Source organism: Kitasatospora sp. CM 4170 (assembly GCF_032110285.1).
In the GTDB taxonomy this organism is placed as follows: domain Bacteria; phylum Actinomycetota; class Actinomycetes; order Streptomycetales; family Streptomycetaceae; genus Kitasatospora; species Kitasatospora aburaviensis.
Window position 1 is genome coordinate 1,694,101 of sequence record NZ_CP134877.1, and the last position, 18,143, is coordinate 1,712,243.

Annotated in this window: 14 protein-coding genes; all 14 read right to left on the bottom strand. The window is 76.9% G+C overall.

Features of this window, described 5'->3' with window-relative positions; all coding sequences use genetic code 11:
* Positions 1 to 9 precede the first annotated feature (9 nt).
* On the bottom strand, positions 10 to 1,374 hold the full coding sequence (locus tag RMN57_RS06820) for a DUF6519 domain-containing protein (protein WP_313762469.1): 1,365 nt from the start codon (positions 1,372 to 1,374) through the stop codon (positions 10 to 12).
* 114 nt (positions 1,375 to 1,488) lie between these two features.
* Complete coding sequence (locus tag RMN57_RS06825) at positions 1,489 to 4,173, bottom strand: hypothetical protein (RefSeq protein ID WP_313762470.1); 2,685 nt, start codon at positions 4,171 to 4,173, stop codon at positions 1,489 to 1,491.
* Positions 4,170 to 6,965 (bottom strand): putative baseplate assembly protein, encoded by a 2,796-nt coding sequence (locus RMN57_RS06830; protein WP_313762471.1) that lies wholly within the window; start codon positions 6,963 to 6,965, stop codon positions 4,170 to 4,172. The genes RMN57_RS06825 and RMN57_RS06830 overlap by 4 nt, the downstream gene beginning before the upstream one ends.
* Positions 6,962 to 9,664, bottom strand: a complete 2,703-nt coding sequence (locus tag RMN57_RS06835; RefSeq protein ID WP_313762472.1) for a hypothetical protein — start codon at positions 9,662 to 9,664, stop codon at positions 6,962 to 6,964. Before RMN57_RS06835 ends, RMN57_RS06830 begins: the two co-directional genes overlap by 4 nt.
* Positions 9,661 to 10,056 (bottom strand): GPW/gp25 family protein, encoded by a 396-nt coding sequence (locus RMN57_RS06840; protein ID WP_313762473.1) that lies wholly within the window; start codon positions 10,054 to 10,056, stop codon positions 9,661 to 9,663. Before RMN57_RS06840 ends, RMN57_RS06835 begins: the two co-directional genes overlap by 4 nt.
* Entirely contained in the window at positions 10,053 to 10,379 is a 327-nt protein-coding gene (locus RMN57_RS06845) for a hypothetical protein (protein ID WP_313762474.1), read from the bottom strand. Before RMN57_RS06845 ends, RMN57_RS06840 begins: the two co-directional genes overlap by 4 nt.
* A 154-nt stretch (positions 10,380 to 10,533) precedes the next feature.
* On the bottom strand, positions 10,534 to 11,106 hold the full coding sequence (locus RMN57_RS06850; protein ID WP_313762475.1) for a phage baseplate assembly protein V: 573 nt from the start codon (positions 11,104 to 11,106) through the stop codon (positions 10,534 to 10,536).
* A complete protein-coding gene (locus RMN57_RS06855) occupies positions 11,103 to 12,239 on the bottom strand; it encodes a hypothetical protein (RefSeq protein WP_313762476.1) in 1,137 nt (378 codons plus the stop codon). The genes RMN57_RS06850 and RMN57_RS06855 overlap by 4 nt, the downstream gene beginning before the upstream one ends.
* Entirely contained in the window at positions 12,232 to 12,594 is a 363-nt protein-coding gene (locus RMN57_RS06860) for a LysM domain-containing protein (RefSeq protein WP_313762477.1), read from the bottom strand. Before RMN57_RS06860 ends, RMN57_RS06855 begins: the two co-directional genes overlap by 8 nt.
* Positions 12,591 to 13,250 (bottom strand): hypothetical protein, encoded by a 660-nt coding sequence (locus RMN57_RS06865; RefSeq protein ID WP_313762478.1) that lies wholly within the window; start codon positions 13,248 to 13,250, stop codon positions 12,591 to 12,593. The genes RMN57_RS06860 and RMN57_RS06865 overlap by 4 nt, the downstream gene beginning before the upstream one ends.
* Positions 13,247 to 13,678 (bottom strand): hypothetical protein, encoded by a 432-nt coding sequence (locus RMN57_RS06870; RefSeq protein WP_313762479.1) that lies wholly within the window; start codon positions 13,676 to 13,678, stop codon positions 13,247 to 13,249. The genes RMN57_RS06865 and RMN57_RS06870 overlap by 4 nt, the downstream gene beginning before the upstream one ends.
* Positions 13,669 to 16,266 carry an ATP-binding protein gene (locus tag RMN57_RS06875; protein ID WP_313762480.1) on the bottom strand — a complete coding sequence of 866 codons (2,598 nt, stop codon included), beginning with the start codon at positions 16,264 to 16,266 and terminating at the stop codon, positions 13,669 to 13,671. Before RMN57_RS06875 ends, RMN57_RS06870 begins: the two co-directional genes overlap by 10 nt.
* Positions 16,263 to 17,492 (bottom strand): DUF4255 domain-containing protein, encoded by a 1,230-nt coding sequence (locus tag RMN57_RS06880; protein ID WP_313762481.1) that lies wholly within the window; start codon positions 17,490 to 17,492, stop codon positions 16,263 to 16,265. The genes RMN57_RS06875 and RMN57_RS06880 overlap by 4 nt, the downstream gene beginning before the upstream one ends.
* Complete coding sequence (locus RMN57_RS06885; protein WP_313762482.1) at positions 17,489 to 17,785, bottom strand: hypothetical protein; 297 nt, start codon at positions 17,783 to 17,785, stop codon at positions 17,489 to 17,491. The genes RMN57_RS06880 and RMN57_RS06885 overlap by 4 nt, the downstream gene beginning before the upstream one ends.
* Between the last annotated feature and the right edge of the window lie 358 nt (positions 17,786 to 18,143).

The following is an 18,143-nucleotide window of genomic DNA, read 5'->3' on the forward strand; positions in this document are numbered from 1 at the left end:
GACCGGGCGTCAGGGGACGCGGGTGGGTTTGAAGGTCAGGCGGAGGTCCGAGACCGCGGTGGCGTGGCCGCCGGTGACGGTGACGAGGGCGAGCGGGGCGTAGCCGTGGTCGGTGCCGTGCGGGGGCACCTCGGCGGGTTGGCCGTCCGCTCCCCGGGGCCAGATCACGTCGCCGATCGCGGTCCGGGCCGGGAAGGTCCAGTAGTCGCCGGTACGGTAGTGGGCCTTCGGCCCGGCCGGTGGGCGGAAGCGGATCCGGATGCCGTCCTCCAGGGTCAGCCAGCCGGTATCGGACGGCGCGTCGAGGGACAGCGCCCCGTCGTCGGCCGGGAGGGGGGTGTCCGGCCCGCCCGGCGTCCCGGGGTGGTCCCACAGGCGCAGCAGCGGGTGGCGGTCGGCGCCGAGCGGGCCGTCGAGCCAGGTGTCGAGATGGACGACGTACTCCTCGCCCTCGTCGTCGACGTCCACCACCCGGGCCAGGCGGCCAGGCTGGCCGAGCAGGGTGGCGTGGTCGTCGACCACCTCGACCAGGGTGCCGACAGCGGGTGCGGTGCGCTTGTCCCGGGGCGGGTCACGCAGGACGGCGGTATTGCCCTCGGCGTGCAGCAGCGGGTGGGTGATCGAGCCGTTGTCGCGGGACCAGGTGAAGGTCGGGAGGCCGTCGCCACCGGTGCCGCGGTGGATCTGGACGCGGTAGAGCTGGTTCTCAGGGCCCAGGTAGCCGGCCGCCGGGTCGGCCGCGCAGGGCTCCACCGGCCCGGTGCCGCGGTCGGCCCGGACGGTGAGCCCACCCCGGTCGGACGGCTGGAGGAGGGCCTCCCACTCGGGCCAGTGCGCTCCGATGTCGGCGGCGGTCAGCGTGCGGTTCGGCGGGACGGTCTGCGTGAGCCGGACCTGCCAGACCAGCCGGGTGCGGCTGCAGGTGTCGGGGCCGCCGAGGGCAACCTCACGGATGGTGTCGTCCTCCGCGGCGGAGACGTGCTGCTCCCAGACGTCGAGATAGGCCAGGTAATCGCCGTCTCGTGGCGCGACGACGTCCGGGAGGTCCGGCTGGGCGGTGTAGAACAGGTCGGGGGTCTCGTTCTCGCAGGCCCAGCCGTGGACCCAGTAACGGCCCCGGCCGATCCGCAGTACCCCGCCCGCCTCGCCGATCCGTGGCAGGCCGATCTCGAACGCGGAGCCGCGGGCCGTCCCGTCGGGCGAGGCGGTGCCGTGCGGGCCGATCAGGTCCTCGGCGAGGGCCTGGAGGTGGTGCAGCAGGATGGCCACCTGCTCGTTGCCGTCGGCCGGCAGCGTCACCCGGCCCTGCTGCTGGATCACGCGCAGGAAGTGCCGGCGCGGGTCAAAGCTGAACCGCTCGACGTCGGCGTGCATGCGGGTCCTCACTTCACAAGGGGGATCGATGGGGGCGAAGGGGCGGGAGGCGGGGGTGCGGCGGGGGGCGGGCCGGGCGCGGCGGGCCGCGCAGGCCCGCGCAGGCCCGCGCGGTCAGTCGGCGAGGAGGACGGCGGCGTCCAGGCCGGCCGGGACGTACTCGGCCAGCCGGGTGCGCAGCGCGGCCAGCCGCTGGGGCAGGAAGAGGTCGTGGTGGACGCCGAGTTCGGAGCCGTCGTCGGCGCCGGTACGGATCTCCTCGGCGCAGTCGGCGGCGAGCTGGGCGTACCCGGCGTCGGGGTAGCGGACGGAGGTGAAGCGCGGGTTCAGCCGGCGCTCGGTCGCGGCCGCGAGATCGGGCGCCGGCGCGTCGCCGAGGGCGGCGATCGCGGTGTCCGGCTGGCAGTGGAAGCGCCGGGGCGTCCGGGAGCCGGTCGGCACCCAGCAGAAGCGCAGGCAGCCGTGGGAGCGCCGGGCGGCCTTGACCCGGCCGGTGAAGACGGTGTTCTCGCCGCGTCCGACCGCATGGACCTGGACGGTGCCCAGGACGGTCGTCCGGGCGATGTCCAGCACCGCACGGGCCGGGGCGGGGCCGCCCCCGCCGATGGCCTCCTGGTCCCGGTGGGTGGCGTCGAGGACGGAGTCGGCCACGGTGAGCCGGATCGGCTCGCCACGGTCGGGGCCGGGGCCGGGTTCGACCTGCACCGGGCCGAGGACGGAGTGGCTGATCTCGACCTCGGCGCCGGGCAGCGCGGACAGCTCCAGCGAGGGCGGGGCGGGCCGGTCGTCGTTGCACGGCACGCCGGGGGCCCAGCCGGGGACGAGCGTGCAGTGCCGGATCACCACCCGGGTGGGCGGGCGGCAGTCGCCGGCGCAGCCGCAGTCGCGGTCACGGTCGCGGCAGGGGGTGTGGTCCCGGTCGTCGTGGCCGTCGCCGTCGTGGCCGTCGCCGTCGCCGTGGTGGCGGTCAACGTCGTGGCCGGTGCCGATGTGACGGTCAACGTCGTGGCCGGCACAGTCGCCCTGGCCGTGGTGGTCCGGTCGGCGGCCGGCGAGGTGGACCGACCGGCCGCCGATCAGCAGCCCGTCCAGGGTGAACCGGCTGCCCGGGGCCAGCCGGACCGCCAGCGAGTCCGGCCCGTCCGCGTGCCGGTCGGCCAGCCAGAGCACCGGCCGGGTCCGCCGGGCGGCGCGGATCAGCAGGTGCTGGTGCCGCCCGAGGGACAGCTCCGCGGTCACCCCGAGCACCTCGGACCGGGTGATCTCGACGACCGCGAACCTCGGCCGGTCCCGCTTCCAGTCGTGCAGGGCGGCCCTGAACTCCGCCGCAGTGGCGACGCCCCGGTACCAGCGGGCGGGCCGGATCAGCTCCGGCCAGAGCTCCTCCAGGTGCCCGCGGTTGGCCACCAGCAGCGGACCGCCGGCGGGCGCCGGCCGGTCCGGGTGGGCCAGCGTGAACAGCTCCTCGTCGGCGAGCGCTGCGTTCAGCGCCTCGGTGAGCGCCGCGGGGGTTTCCACGCCCGACCAGTGGTGCCGGACCAGCGCCGCCTCCGGCCGGTCGCCCGCCCGGACCGCCGCCAGCAGGGCGGCCGGGTCGGCGAGGTCGGCCGCCCTGACGCGGTAGGTGTCGGCCTCGGGCGGCTCCGGCAGGGGCCGCGGGTACTCCCCGCCGCCGAGGTCGGCGGCCCGGCCGTAGTGGTAGCCGACCCGGACGTGGCGCGGCGGGTTGCGCCGGGGGAAGAGCATCCGGCCGAGCACCGGGTCGACGGCGACGGTGCCGGGCAGTGGGCGGTAGGCGTCCCAGTCTCCGAGGTCCGCCGGGACCACCCGGTCGGCCGGCACCGGGCTGCCCTCGCCGCGCCGCGGCCAGTCCGGCGCGTGGATCACCAGGGACCGCCCCTCGCCGTAGTACCGCGGGTCGGCGCGGCCGAGCCGCCCGAGGGCGCGCCGGTCGATCGGGGCGGGCAGGTCGGCCGGCTCCTGCGGATGGCGCCTGCGGTCACCGTCCGGTCCGGCGCCCGGCGCGCCCGGGCCCGTCCCGGTGACCGCGCCCGTACCCGTACCGGCACCGCGGCCGAACAGCTGGAGCGGGAACCCTGCGGGGTCGAAGGTGAACGCCCACCGCCCGACCCGCTCCACCTGCCCGGCCTGGCTGTGCGTCACCGGGTAGGCGCGCAGCCGTGGGACGTACAGGCCCACCCCGGGGATGTTGTGCAGCCCGGCGGTGCGGTGCGAGCCCGGGCGCCGGACGTCCACGGTGTGCGCCAGGGCGTCGAACGGCCCGCCGAGGCGGTCGAGCATCGTGCCCGCGCGCAGGTCGGCGGTCCGGCCGCGATCGGCCTGCTGGTGGTTGAGCTGCTGGTGCCGGGCGAGCAGCCGGTAGGCCTCGACGGCGTGGCCGGGCAGCCCGGCGACGTCCAGGGCGAGGTCCTCCAGCAGCGCCCGGGTGCCCTTGCGCCGCCGGTGGCGCAGCGTGTCGGCGACGTCCTGGCGCGGCGCCAGGGCCGAACGGCGGGCCAGGTCACGGCCGGTGAGCCCGGCGGCCGTCCAGCCGGCGTCCGGGACCGGCGTCCAGCCGACCAGGTCCGCGAGGTAGGGCACCACCCAGTCCTCGGCGGTCTCCACGAACCAGTTCTCGTACTGCCGGGCGATGTCCTCCTCGACCACCTGCACCTGCTCGGCGACCACCCGCAGCAGGTCGCGCAGCGGGTGGCCGGCCGCCTCGTCGCGCATCCGGTGCACCAGCGGCAGCAGGTCGAACAGGCGGTCGGCGGCGGGTTGCGGGCCTCGGGGCGTCATGCGGCGTCCTCCTTGAGGTCGAGGAGTTCGGGCAGCTCGGCTGCGGTGCACAGGTGCTGGGCCGGCAGCAGGTCGTTCCGCTCGCCGCGCCGGGCACCGAGGGCCGGGAGCCAGGGGCCCGGGTGGCCGCCTCCGTCGTCGAACACGCCGTCGGGGTTGACCGACTGCAGTCCCAGGCCCCGGCTGAACCGCACGCCTGGGACGGCCTGCAGGACGGCCACCACCTCGGAGGCCGTGAGGCGCTGGGCGAGTTCGCGACGGGTCGGGCCGAAGGCGTCCAGCAGGGCCGCCCGCAGCCGCGGTTCGACGGTGCTCCACCCGTGGTCGGGCTGCAGCCCCACCGACACCCGGATCTTGAGCGCCAGTCGCTCGGCGGGCAGCACCTGGATCCGCACCGACGGGTCGCCGTGACGGCGCAGAGCGGTACGCAGGTTGGCGACCACGTCGGAGTCTCGGTCCAGGACGGCACCGTCCACACCGGTGACGGTGACCACGACGAGCCCGCCCCGCCCGTCGGAGAGCCGGTCGGCGGCGGCCCGACCGACACCGGCGAAGGCCCGCGCGAAGTCCGCGTGGTCGGCCAGCGAGACCAGCCGGTCGAGGGTCTTCAGCGGCAGCAGCGCGTTGGCCCGGGCCTGGTCCGATCCCTCCGGGTCGGTGCCACCGGTGGCGGGCAGCGGGTTGACGACGTCCCGGACGCCGAGCGGCTTGGTGGCCAGCAGGGTGATCCGGCCGGCCGCGGTGTTGCCGGCCGCGCCGATGCCGGTGCGGTAGCGGGCGCGGATGTTCTCGGTGCCGGTGGGCGGCCGCCGGCCTGCCGTCCCGTCCGGGAAGACCACGGTGGTGGCGCCGCGTTCGTCGGTCTCGGTGACGTACCCGCGGTCGTCCGGGCCGAGGCCGAGGAACCGGGGCTGCTCCGGCCAGCGGACGGCGTCGACGGTCACCTCCAGGGTGCTCGCAACGCCGGTCGGGGTGGGGGCGGAGACGTGGGTGAGCGGGCCGCTGCGCAGGGCGAAGCGCTGGCCGGGCACGGCGGCGTCGCCGCTGCCGAGCACCTCGGCCCGGGTCTCCCCGTGCGTGGCGTGCACGACGTTGCCGTGGACGACCACGGTGTCACGCCGGTAGCGGTGCGTCAGGGGGCGCTCCAGGTACAGGAAGGTGTGGTTGCGCTCGCCGGGGGCGGGGCTGCCGAACCCGCCCGGGTCCTCGCGGGCGGTGGGGACATCGCCGCCGACCGTGCCGTGGCGGACCTCGGCGACCCGGGCGAGTTCGGCGGCGGCGAGGTCGGCGACACCGGGCAGGTCGACGCGCTCGCCCGCGACCACCAGCAGCCGCCCGGCCTCCAGCCCCTCCACCAGTCCGTCGAGCTCCAGCACGCATCCGAACACCGGATCGGCGATGGGGAGTTCGGCCAGTGGGAGCAGCTCGGGAGCTGCGTGGACGGTGATGGCGCGCAGCTGCTTCATCGTGTCCGGGACCGGCCACTCCTCGTTCCCCCCGAGCCTGATCCGGGTGGACCTGGCCGAGAGGCCGTACTCCGCCCGGGACTGCAGGTCGACGGTGAGTGGTGCCTCGTCACCGACCACGGTGAACCGTTCGCCCTCCGGAACGTCCCGGCGCCCCGGCCGGCCCCGGCGCTCGTCCGACCGGCCCAATGGCATCACCTCGACCACGGCGACCGTGCCGGAGCGGATCTCCTGGTAGGCGTTGTCGAGGTAGATGGTTCGGGACGTCTCCTGGGGGACCCAGTCGTTCCAGTCGTCCATGGGCGTGGGCCGCCCGTCGTCGAATCCCGGCATGAGGGGGGCGTTGTGTCCGAACAGCGGGGCGGCCACCCGCAGCGCGTACACCTCGACGGTCGGCGGCCCGCTGACGGTGGCGCCGGCCCACGCGTCGTGCAGCAGACCGGCGAGCTCGGGGTGGAGCAACTCGACCAGCCGGAGGATGCCGTCGTCCACCGGTCCCCGCGACCTGTCTCCGCGATCCGGCTCGGGGGTGTTGACGAGCAGGTCGATCAGCCGCCCCAGATCGTTGACCCGGTTCCAGGCCGGCGGCTCCGGTGTGCGGCCGCCGGCCAGCACGACCCTGGTGCGGCGGTGCTCCGGGTCCTCCTCGACGGCGCTGACGCGGCGGGGCGTGTAGATCGGCTCCTCGTCGGTCGTGATCCGGAAGAGCAGCAGGTCGTTGGCCCTCAGCCGGGTGGCGACGCCGTCGAGCCAGAGCTCCGGCAGGCGGGCGGCCTCCCAGGAGTCGATCACCTGCGGGCGGGTCATCCGGATCGGCAGCCGGTTGGCGGCGGCGAGCGCCGGCAGCGGTGCGCTCGTCTCGTACGCCTGGGCCAACTCGCCCGGGCCGGGCAGGCTCTGCACCTTGGTGCCGGCCGGGATTAGCTCCCGGTGCCCGGCCTCCAGGGTGAACGCCAGGTGGGTACCGGCCGCGACGCCCGGGCGGGGGCGGTAGCCGATCAGCCCGGTGAGCTCGTGCACCGAGCGGTCCTCGCGCGCGGTGCGCAGGTAGCCCTCGTTGCCGAGCAGCTCCTGGTAGAAGGTCAGCACATCGGCGACCGCGGCCCAGGCGTCGCAGAGCGCGACGGCCGGGTCGTCGGCCGCCCGGGTGGTCAGGCCGGCCAGGCCCGGCAGGTCGGCGGCGGCGAGCCGGTCGAGCATCGCGGCCAGGAAGGTCGGGTGGGTGCCCACGCGCAGGCGCAGGGCGGGCAGCCCCGGCGGGTTGGCCACCGGCCCGGGGGGCGGGCCGCCGGTGCGTTCGCAGCAACCGCAGGTCCGTTCGGTCATCGGCCGCCTCCCGCGACGACGGTGAACCGGCCGCCCTGCGGCCGGGTGGTGTCCAGCACGGCGATCTCGCGCGGGCCGATCGGCAGCACGCCCCGCCCGATCGCGCCCCGGTCCGGTTCGCCCTGCCGGCGCAGCACGGTGACCTCGGCGGCGGCGACCCCGGACACCGCCTGGGCCGCGGCGAGCGCCCGGCTGACGTACACGCCCTCGCCGAACGTCCACCGGTCCGGGTGGAACCAGCCGAGCCGCCCGTCGGGCAGCACCCCGGCCGAGAACTCCTCCCGCAGCGTCCGGGCGACCTGCGCCCGGACGTGGAACGGCTCGACGCAGACGGTGAGTTCGAGCTCCACCGGCACCCCGGTGGCGAGGGTGACCCGCAGGTCGTGGCCGAGCCGGCGGGCCTGCTCCAGGGCGGCGGTGATCCGGGCCCGGGTGCACTCCTCGTCCCCGCCGCCCCCGGCCGGGGCGCAGCCGCACCGGCCGGGGGCGGCGCCGACCCGCGGGTCGAGCGCGACGTCGGCCTCGTACCAGCTGCCGGTCCAGACCAGGTCGGCCGCGGCGCCCTGCAGGCGGTCGCCGCCGGCCCGGCGGGCCAGCTCGGCGTAGTCCTCGGGGAGGACGGCCCGTTCGCGGACGGCCCGGAAGGCCTGCGGGACGGCCTGCCGCGCGGCGGCGGGCGTCTCGGGCGCCGTGCCGCCGACCGCCGGCAGCGGGTTGCGCGGGCGGACCACGAGGTCGTGCCCGCCGACACCGCGCCGCAGCGCCAGGTGGGTGATGGTCTCGGCCCCGACGTTCCCGGCCGGGCCCGCCCCGATCCGGTAGCGGGCGGTGAACGTGGCCCCCGGGTCCGGCTGCCGCCCGGTGCGGCCGTCGCCGAACCTGATCGCGGTGACCCGCTCGTCGTAGGTCTCGGCGACGAAGAGCCGGCCCTCGGGCCCGGCGGCCAGCAGGTCCTGGGCGGGCAGCCAGACCGCTCCGCCGACGGTCTCCGTCAGCCGGACGGCGGGGGCGGCGGCGCGCGGGTCGCGGCGGAGCAGATCGGCGGCGGACGGCGGGCAGGCGCAGCCGCCGGGGGCTGAGCCCAGGCCGGAGCCGGGGCCGGGGGCGGGGCCGGAGCCGGGGAGCGCGGGCGGCGGCTCGGCGTGGGTGACGTCGGGCCGGGCGAGCCGGGGGCGGAACCGGCCGGCGGCGGGCGCCTGTTCGGCCGGGCGGCACTCGCCGGCGCAGCGCGGCGCCTCCGCGGTGCCCGGCACCGGACCGAGCGGCTCCTCGACCCGGGTGCCGTGGTCGACCGGCAGCACGTTCCCCCGGGCCGTGCTGACCCCGGTGAGCGGGCGGCAGTCCGGGGCCGGGCCGAGGGCGGAGACGCAGAGCGGGAAGGGCAGGGCGTCCGGCTCGCCCCAGCCGACGTCCAGCACGTGGGTGCGGCAGACCTCGTCGTACCCGGGCTCCACGCGGGTGAGGCGGACGACGTGCCGGTGCGTCGGGTCGGCGTCGCCCGGGCGGCCGGTGCGCGGGCCGAGCACCTCCTCCAGCAGGAGCAGGTCGCCCGGTTGCAGGCGCAGGCGGTGCGGGCCCGGCGGGGCGTCGACGAGGGTGACCGCGGTGGAGCCGGCCGGGAGACAGCACTCGCCGTCGCCCCAGTCGTGGATGCGGATCTCGTTGTGGGCGGGGAGGAGCCGCAGCGGGCGGTCCGGGTCGTCGGTGAGCGGTTCGAAGCCGTGCGTGCCGTCGAGGGCCTGCGGGGGCAGCTCCTCCCAGCGCAGCGGGTGGCCGGGCGGCGGTGCGCCGTCGAAGGCGGTGAACAGGGCGATGTCGCCGGCCCGCCACGGCGGGTGCGGCTCGGCCTCAACCCGCAGGTGGACGAAGGCCCGCGCGTTGCAGCCCTCGTGCAGCAGGTAGTCGACCAGCCGGGCGTGGCGGCGCACCGAGATCCGGCGGCGGGCGGTGCCGAGGTAGGCCTCGGTGGCCACCGCGTCCTGGTGGTAGCTCAGCAGGTCGGCGGTGTGGGCGAGCAGTTCTGCCAGGGTGACGCCGAGGTCGGGCAGGTGGCGTTCGGTCCAGCCCGGCACCAGCAGACCGAGCCGGTCGAGGATCAGCCGCCGGAACGAGGCGTAGTCCTTGGCCAGGTAGTCGAGCGCGGGGGCGGGCGGCGGGGCCGGCGGGCAGCCGGGGCCGGGCGGGCAGTCGGTGTCGGTGGGGCGGCCGGCGCAGAAGCCGAACGGCGCCCGGTGGCGGCGGACGTCGAAGCCGTGCAGCGGCCGCCGGCCCGGGTGGCCGTGCGGGCCGGGTTCGACCAGGGCGAGGTGGTAGGTGGTGCCGTCACCGGCCCGGTCGAGGGTGACCTCCAGGCAGCCGTCCTCGTCCTCACCGTGCGGCGGCCTCGCCCGGACGGCGAGCACGTGGGGACGGCGGGCGCCGGGCACCGCGTCGATCCGCAGGTGGTGGGTCGTCAGCCCGGCGGGGACGGGCCCGAGCAGGCTGACGCAGAGGGCGACCGTGCCGTCCGCGGGGTCGGGATCGGCCACCTCGATGGCGTCGATCCCGTTGAGGCCCCGGCGGACCAGCAGCTCCCGGCGGTGGTCGGTGGCGCAGTGCAGGTCGGTGGCACAGTGCGGGTCACCCCCGCGGTCGGGCCCGCGATCCGGCCCGGCGCGGCGGAGGTCGGTGGCGTGGCGCAGGTCGGGGTCGGCGGTCATCGGGACACCTCCCGGACGAAGCGGGCCCCGGTCTCCCGACCGGTCCGCCGGACCACGTACCGGACGTCCACGGTCAGCACCGACTCGTCGGCGGTGGCGCGCAGTTCGAGCAGGTCGAGCACGTCGCCGAGCCAGCGCTGGACGGCGGCGCGGGCGGTGTACTCGACGGTGGCGGCGAGTTCGGGGCTGTTGGGGGCGAACAGCAGCTGGAGCAGGCCGCAGCCGAAGTCCGGCCGGTTGACCCGCTCGCCCGGCGAGGTGAACAGCAACTGCTCCAGCAACTCGCGGACGTGCTGCGGGTGGTCGGCGGGCGCGGCGGTGCGCCCGCGCGCGTCGAAGCCGAACGGGAAGGCGAGGTCGACCCGCCCCGGGCCGGCCACCGGGCTGCTCATACCGCCACCACCCGCTGCTGCGCCGAGACGGCCACCAGCGGCGTGCCGCTCGGCGCGGCCGTCGCCCGGCTGTCGAGGAGCACCAGCGGCATCACCCCGCCGGCCAGCACCCGCAGCGAACCGGTGAGCCAGGCCGCCGTCACGCAGGGGCCGTTGGCGGCGGGCGGCGGCGGCAGCGGGCATCCGGCCACCAGGTGCGGCACCTGCTGGACGCAGACGGGCAGGTTGTTCACCAGCACCCGCGGATAGGTGCTGGCCGGCACGGCGCGTCCGCCGTGCGCGCACTGGACGACCGCGCCCTGGTGCAGGATCGGTCCCGGCATCGGCGGTTCCCCCACTTCTCTGGTCTCGCTGGCGTCGCTGGTCTCGGGGTTGTCACGTCTCACGGGTCACATGGATCTCGCGGGTCTCGCGGGTCTCGCGGGTGGCGCCGAAGCGGCCGCGGGCGCTCACGCGCACTCTCACGCGCTCTGGCGCTCATTGCACGATCAGCGCGTTGACGTTGACGAGGACCTGGTTGTTGGTGAGCACGAGGCTGGCCCCCCGGCCGTTCTGAATGACGATGCCCTGATCGTTGACGCTGATCGAGGCGCCGCTGCGGGCCTTGAGCAGGATGCCGCCGGCCGGTCCGGGCGCGTCCGAGATGGCCAGCGTGTTCTGTCCGAGCGTCTGCAGGACGATGCTCGGACTCGCCGGCACACCGGCCTGCGCCAGGGCGGGCACCTCGGCCCGGCTGCCCCAGAAGCCGCCGGTCCAGACCGGGTGGTCCGGGTCGCCCTGCTCGAACTCCATCCAGACCCCGGCCCCGACCGGCGGAACGTTCCACACCCCGCACTGCGGTCCGGCGGCCGGCACGCAGGGCATCGCCCAGGAGGACGGCAGCACCGCGGAGACGTCGGGGACGAAGGCCTGGATCCGGCCGATCCCGAGCGGGTCCACGTTGTTGACCACCGTCCCGCGGTACTTGCCGTAGAAGCGCGGGCCGCCGTCCCCGTCTTCGGCGGTCCCGCCGAGCGGGACGAGGTGGTCGCTGTCGTCGGTCGTCGTCATACCGGCACCACCGGGAGGGTCGAGATGAGTCCGTTCCGGACCAGGGTGAACTGCTGGGTGAAGGAGCCGCGTTCGAGCCGGTGGTCGACCGACTGGACGAAGTAGAGGCCGTCGAACGCCGTGCCCGCGCCGCGCACGCCCACCAGCGCGCGCGGGCGCAGCACGTGCCCGTACCGCTGGACGTCGAGGCTGCCCCGGGCCTTGACCACGTCGGCCGCCGAGGAGGCCTTGGCCATGCCGAGCAGGACGGCCTCGGCGACGCCGAGCTTCGCCGTCTCCCGGATGTAGCGGATCCTGTGCGGGGCCGGCTGGAGCAGGCCGAGCGGCGGGTTGAGCGGGGACACGTCCGGGATCGGCACCGGGATCACCGCCTTGGTCTCCGGATGCTGAACGAAGATCACCGGCTGGGTGGCGGCCTCCGCGTCGAAGCCGAAGGCGATCGACTCGACGTTGGTCTGCACGTCCATGTCGACGTTGAGCGCGGGCTGCGGCAGGCCGAGCTTCGCCTGCGGTCCCCAGTAGGCGATGCTGGCGCCGGGCACCGGCCCGGGGATGTGGGTGAAGACGTAGCCCGAGCGGGCGGCGAGCCGGCGCAGGTAGGCGAGGTCGGTGCCGTGCTGGACGGGGATCCGCTCCAGCGGGTTCGGCACGTCGGCGACCAGGGCCGGCACCACCGCCGGGACGACCCCGAGGACGGCGTACTTGGCGAGCACGGTGAGTACCCGGGCCGCGACCGGCATGGCCGGGAAGGGCGTTCCGGTGCCGTCGATCTTCTCCATCAGGGCGGTGAGGTCCATGCCGTGGACGGTCAGCACGGAGGGCGCGCCGCCCGTGCCCGGGGTGAGGCTGGTGGAGGTCATCACTCCGTCGATCAGCACCTCGGGCAGGCTGCCCACGGTGACCGCGACCACCACCCGCAGCACCGGTGGCAGGCCGCCGCCGACCAGCAGGAAGACGGTGGGCAGCAGGGAGTCCTTCGCCACCTCGAAGGTCAGCTCGAACGCGCTCTGCCGGCCCGGCTCGGCGGTGCTGTGCACCGTGACGCCGGTCAGCGCGTCCAGGACGAACCGCGGCACCGGCAGCGGCACGGCCGGGCCGACCAGCAGGGTGAGGTGGACCGGCCCGCTAGGCATCGGCGGCTCCCGGGACGCCCTCGGGCAGGGTGATCCGCAGCCGCCGGCCGACGTCCGCGGTCAGCTCGGCCGGGTCCAGCACGCCGTTGGCGTCGCAGAGCAGCCAGAACCGCTCGGGGTCGCCCAGTTCCGCGGCGGCCAGGGTGTCCGGCCGCTCCCCGTCCGCCACCGGGTGCTCGCGCAGCAGGGCGAAGCGCTCCGGCGGGGGCACGAACCGGCGGCTCACGCACCGCACCTGACGGCCGTCCAGCTCCACGGTGAGCAGCGGCAGCCCGCTGTACCGGCTGGTGGGCGGGAACGCCGGGGCCTCCGGCGCCTGCGGCAGACCGGCCGGGAAGAGCGCGGGGACCGTCATGTGATGCCTCCGATTCCGAACGCGGCGAAGCCGACCGTGCCGGCCCGGGCGGCCAGTGCCTCCAGCCGGCGCTGGTGGGCGAGGTAGAGCCCGCCGGCCCGGTGGAGGAAGCCGACGTCGTTGACCGTGAGCACCCGCATGCCGAGCTGGACCTTGGCCCGCAGCGGGTTGAGAGCCGGGTCGAAGGCCTCCTCGGTGACCGACAGCTCGGTGATCCGCACCGGCACGATCCGGCTGGGGCTCCAGACGAAGACGGTGACCGGCGCCTCCATCGGGAGGATCTCCAGCGAGCCGGCCGCGGCCGAACGGTCGGCCGCGACGAGCTGGTCGACCCGCGGGTAGACCAGCAGCTCCAGCGCGGCGAGCTGCGGATGCACCCCGACCTGGCCGGCGTCCGGGTAGGCGTCGGGGAACTCCAGCTGGTCGGCGGCGTCCAGCTCGGCCTCGACCTTGACGGTCTCCACCGGCGGCGCGGTGAAGCGGACCGGGCGGGAACGCTGGTGGCGTTCCTCCCCGGTGTCCTGGACCTGGAAGCTGCGGCTCAGGCTGTCCGGGTTGTACTGCAGGGCGATCATCCGCAGGACGGCGCCGGAGGCCTGGTCCAGCTGGACGATGCCGCCGCGCATCAGGCGGGGGGACCGCGGGAATCCGGTCATCGGGCACCTCCCCGGGGAGCGGAGGCCGGTGTGGCGGCGGGCGCGGCGGCGACCGGACCGGCAGCACGGAGCGCCGCGGCGAGTACGGGGGCGAAGGCGGGGGCGGCGGCGAGCGCCCGGCCGGTGTCGCGGCCGAGGGCTGCCGCCTGCCCCGGTCCGAGCGCGCCGCCGGCGGGACCGGCCGTCGGCAGCACGACCACCGGCCCACCCGGGGAGGCCGCCGTGCCCGGGGGCGCCGCCGAGGGGCCGGGGCCGGCGTCGGCGGGATGCGCCTGGGCCGGATCCAGCTCGGCGGGCCCGCCGTCCGGCGGCTGCGCGAGCGCGGCCGCCAGCGCCCGGGCGAGCTCCGCCCGCAGCCGGTCGGCACCGCCGGGGCCGAGCCCGACGCCCTCGACCACCAACCGTTCGATGTGCACCGTCACCTCCACGGCCCGCTCCCGTCCCGCTCGGCGGCCCCGACGCCGGCGTCGCCGTCCGCGTTGCCGTCGATGCCCGCGCGCGCGTCCGCGGTCCCGCCCGTGGCCCGGCTTGTGGCCCGGCCCGCGGTCCAGGTGAACTCGCCCTCGTCCACGACGAGCCCGAGCTTGCGGCACTCCATCCGCAGCGCGGCCAGCACCGTGGGCATGTCGACGACCGGGCCGTCCGCGGCGGCCGCGAAGGTGGCGTTCATCGCGACGGAGTGGATGCTGCCGCCCGCCAGCCCGAACCCGGCCAGCCGGGCGTGGTCGAGGTCGGTGGCCACACCCGGTGCGAAGGCCCGCCGCCAGATCTCCTCGCGCTCGGCCGGGCCGGGGAAGGGGAAGTCCAGGACGAACCGCAGCCGCCGGGTGAACGCCTGGTCCAGCGCGCCCTTCATGTTGGTCGCCAGGATCGCCAGGCCCCGGTACGACTCCATCCGCTGCAGCAGGTAGCCCACCTGGACGTTGGCGTACCGGTCGTGGCTGTCCTTCACCTCGCTGCGGCGGCCGTAGAGCGCCTCGGCCTCGTCGAAGAGGAGGACCGCGCCACCGCGCTCGGCCGCGTCGAAGAGGCGCCGCAGGTTCTTCTCCGTCTCGCCGATGTACTTGCTCATCACGGCCGAGAGGTCGATCCGGTAGAGGTCCAGGTGGAGCTCACGGGCGAGCACCTCGGCCGCGGTGGTCTTGCCGGTGCCGCTCTCCCCCGCGAAGAGCGCGGTGATCCCGAGCCCCCGGGAGGTCCGCCGGGCCACGCCCCAGTCCTCGTACACCACGGCGCGGTGCCGCACCTGGTCGCGGATCCGGTCCAACTGCTCGGCGAGCGCCGCCGGCAGCACGAGGTCCGCACGGCGGGCGCGGACCTCCAGCCGCTGGGCCAACCGGTCGAGCCGCGGTCTGGTCGCCGCGAGGCAGGCTCCCCACACCCGTGCGCGCAGTTCCTCCGGCGGCTCGTCCGGATCGCCGCCGGCCACCGCCCGGGCGGCCAGGCCGACAGCCACCGGGTCGAGGTCGAACTGCGCCGCGAGCTCGCCGGCCAGCCCCTCCCGGCCGGGACCGAGCGCCTCGGCCCAGACCGCGCGCTGCTCGCCGGTGGTCGGGCCTGCCACGTCGACCACCAGGGCGCCCGGCCCCAGCTGCGGCCAGATCTCGCGGCTGTCCAGGAAGACCGGGCCGTGCACCCGGGCGGACAGCCGCCCCACGGCCGCCGCCCGCTCCGGGCCGTGCTCGGCGCCGTCCTCGCCCGCGTCCAGGTAGAGGGCGAGCGGCGCCAGCAGCGTCTCCCGCTCCCAGAGCCGGGCAGCAAGGGCCGCGGCGTCGGGCTGCACCGGGAGCGCGCCCACCGGGACCCGCACCAGCAACCGGCCCAGCCCGGCCGCGACCCGGGCCGCCAGCAACTGCTTGCTCACCTGGTCCGGGCCGACCAGGTTGACGGCGGGCGGCCGGCCGTCGGCGGCCGCGCGGCGCAGACCGGCCCGCAGCGTGCGCGCCGCCGCGAGCTGCGAGGCCGTCAGCTCCGCGACGCCGTTCGGGTCGTCGAGCGGGAGGACCGTCTCGGCCAGCCGGGCGTCCAGGTGACCGAGGCCCTTGAGGTAGTTGACGATCCGCTCGTCCGCCCGCAGCACCCGGGTGGTCAGGCCACCGGCGCCCTCCGGCTCCAGCAGGTGCAGCCGGCGCAGCGGCCGTTCCGGGGAGAGGGCGTCCCAGGCCGGCTGCTCGAACAGGCGCAGGGCGAGGCCGAAGGTCGGACCGGGCTCGCGGCCCAGGGCACCGGCGGCAACGCACAGCACGTCCACCGCGGGGTCGAACTCGCGCGCCGCGGCGAGCAGCAGGACGTCGCTCTCGAAGGCGGTCAGGCCCAGCCGGTCGACGAGTTCGACGTGCGCCGGGTGGACGGCCGCTGCCGCCGCCTCGCGTGCCTCGGCGGCCCGGGCCACGGCCGCGGCGAGGTCGGGAGCGGCGGGGTCGGGAGCGGCGGGGTCCGGCTCGGAGGCGGCGTCCTCGGCGGGGTTCGGCGCGGCGGGGTTCGGCGCGGCAGGGTCCGTCAGGGCGGGGTCGACCTCGGCGGGATCGGGTGTCGCGGCCGGTGGTGGCGCGGGTGCGACGGCCGCCGGCCGGTCGGTGCGGGTGCGGCGGCGGAACGGCCAGCCGTGGCCGCGCCCGTCGCCCCCGGTCTCCGGGCCGGCGGCTGCGGCTACGGCTACGGCTACGGCTACGGCTACGGCTACGGCTACGGCCGGTCCGGCCGATTCCGCCGGTCCCGGCGCGGCACCCGGCGCGGTCGGGGTAACCGGTTCGGTCGGGGTACCCGCCGCGGCCTGGACGGCGTGGAGCTCCCCGGCGGCCAGGGCCTGCAGCCGCAGGCGCAGCCAGTGCAGGGACGCCGCCAGGTAGGCGTTGTTGCCCTGCTCCCACTCCGCGGCGAAGGCGGCCGGATCCTCCGGCGTGCCGGCCCACCGGGCCGCGGCCGCCCCGCCCGGCCCGTCCGTCGCCCGGCTCACGTCGGCTCCGTCGAGCACCTCGGCTCCGTCCATCACGTCGGCTCCGTCGATCGCGGTCATGGCAGCACCACCTGCTGGGCGGGGTCGAAGACCGTGGGCAGGGGCTCGGCCGGGTCCGGGTCCGGATCCGCCAGCGGGATCGAGTCGATCCCGTCCACCCGCAGCCGCAGCGTCAGCCGCGCACCGCCGGAGGCCGGACGCGGCACCCGGAAGGAGGGGGCGACGCCGGCCCGGGCGGGCTGGACCGGCGCCAGCTGGTCCCCACCGGCGAGCAGCAGGACGGACTGGCCCTCCTGGAGCCGGTCGCAGGGCACGGTGACCAGGACGTCCCGCGCCCCCGCCGCCCCGAGAACGGGCCGCCCCAGCCGGACCGCGACCGGCAGCGGCAGCGCATTGCTGGTGAGCGCCGGCCCGGCGGCCGGTCCGACGGCCACCGTGACGGTGGCGACGCCGGCCGGCAGCGTGCCCGGCAGCGGCACCCGGACCTGCTCGGCCGTGGAGCCCGGTCCGGCCGCCGCCCAGACCGGCTCGGCGAGCCGGGGGTGGTCGAACCTCGCGCGGACCGGTCCGCCGGCCAGCCCGGCGCCGTCGAGCACCAGTTGGTCACCGGACCGGGCGGGGAGCGAGGCGTTGCCGCGCCACGCGGCCACGGTGATCCGGTCGAGCCGGGGTGCGGTGCTGCCGGCGGAGGCGGGCACGCCCTCGTCCCGGCCCAGCGCGTCGAGCGGGCCGCGGCCACGCCTGAGCACCGGCAGCGGCGCCTCCGACGGTCTGCCGGTGTCGATCAGCACCACCGACGCCCGGTAGGCGACCGAGAGCCGGTACGGGGTCTGGAAGCCCGACCAGAGCTTGGACTGCTCGTCGAGGCCGAGGTGGACCGGCGTCAACCGGACCCGCTCCGGTTGCAGGTGGACGCCCGCGTCGCCGAGGACCCCGCCGAGCTTCGCCCGGGTGAGCACCGCACCGTCGTGCAGCACCTGCATGGCCTGGCCCAGCAGGCGGTGCGCGGTGGTCTCGTCCTGGTGGTCGGCGTAGGCGGTGAGCAGGTAGTGCAGGTCGAGGGCGAGCGGTGGGTGCAGGCCGCCCCCGCCGGACCGCGCGGGCGGTTCGAGGTTGCGCCAGGCCGCGTTCGGCGCGACGTCGTAGAGGAAGAGGTTGAGCTGGTCCCCCGAGGCGCCCGCGCCCCGGGCCTGGTCCGGCGGGCGTGCGGTGACCAGCGCGGTCACCGGCCCCAGCACGGACCGCAGGGTCTGGGTGACCGCTTCGATGGCGCGTCCGGTGCTCATCCGCGGCTCCTGGCCCGGTTGCGCAGGTACTGGTCGAGGGTGGCCACGGCGGGCTCCTCGGGGCGGACACGCTCCGCCGGGGCCGCGGAAGCCGGGACGGCCCGCACCTCGACGCGGCCGATGGTGACGTGCACGACCGGGGCGGGCGCGGGTGCCTGCCGACGGCCCGGGGGTGCCCACCGCTCGCGGCGGCCGACCGGATCGGCCGGACCGGCCGACTCGGCGAGCCCGGGGAACGCCGGGCCCTCGGCGCCCGCCGGTCCGCGCCCGTCGAACGCGCCGCCGGCTGCCACGACCGGGGGGCCTCCCGTGCGCCCGGACCGGGCCGCCGGTCCGGCCTCGGGGTCTCCGGCGTCCCGGCCGCCGTCGGCCAGTCGCCGGGCGTCGGCGGGCTGGGCGCTACGGCCCGCTGGCGCCGGACCGGGCCGGCCGGCACCGGTGGACGGCGCGGACTCCCCCGGAGGGGCGGCGAACGGCGGCGGCTCCTCCGCGACACCGGCGCGGCCGGACCACGCCTCGGCCGGGGCCTCGACCCACCAGGACCGAGCCGGGGCCTCGGCCCGGTCCGGAACCCGGTCCGGATCCGGGCCCGCTCCCGGGCTACCGGTGCCCGGCGGGAGAGCGTCCGCGGACCCGCCTGCCGGGGGCAGC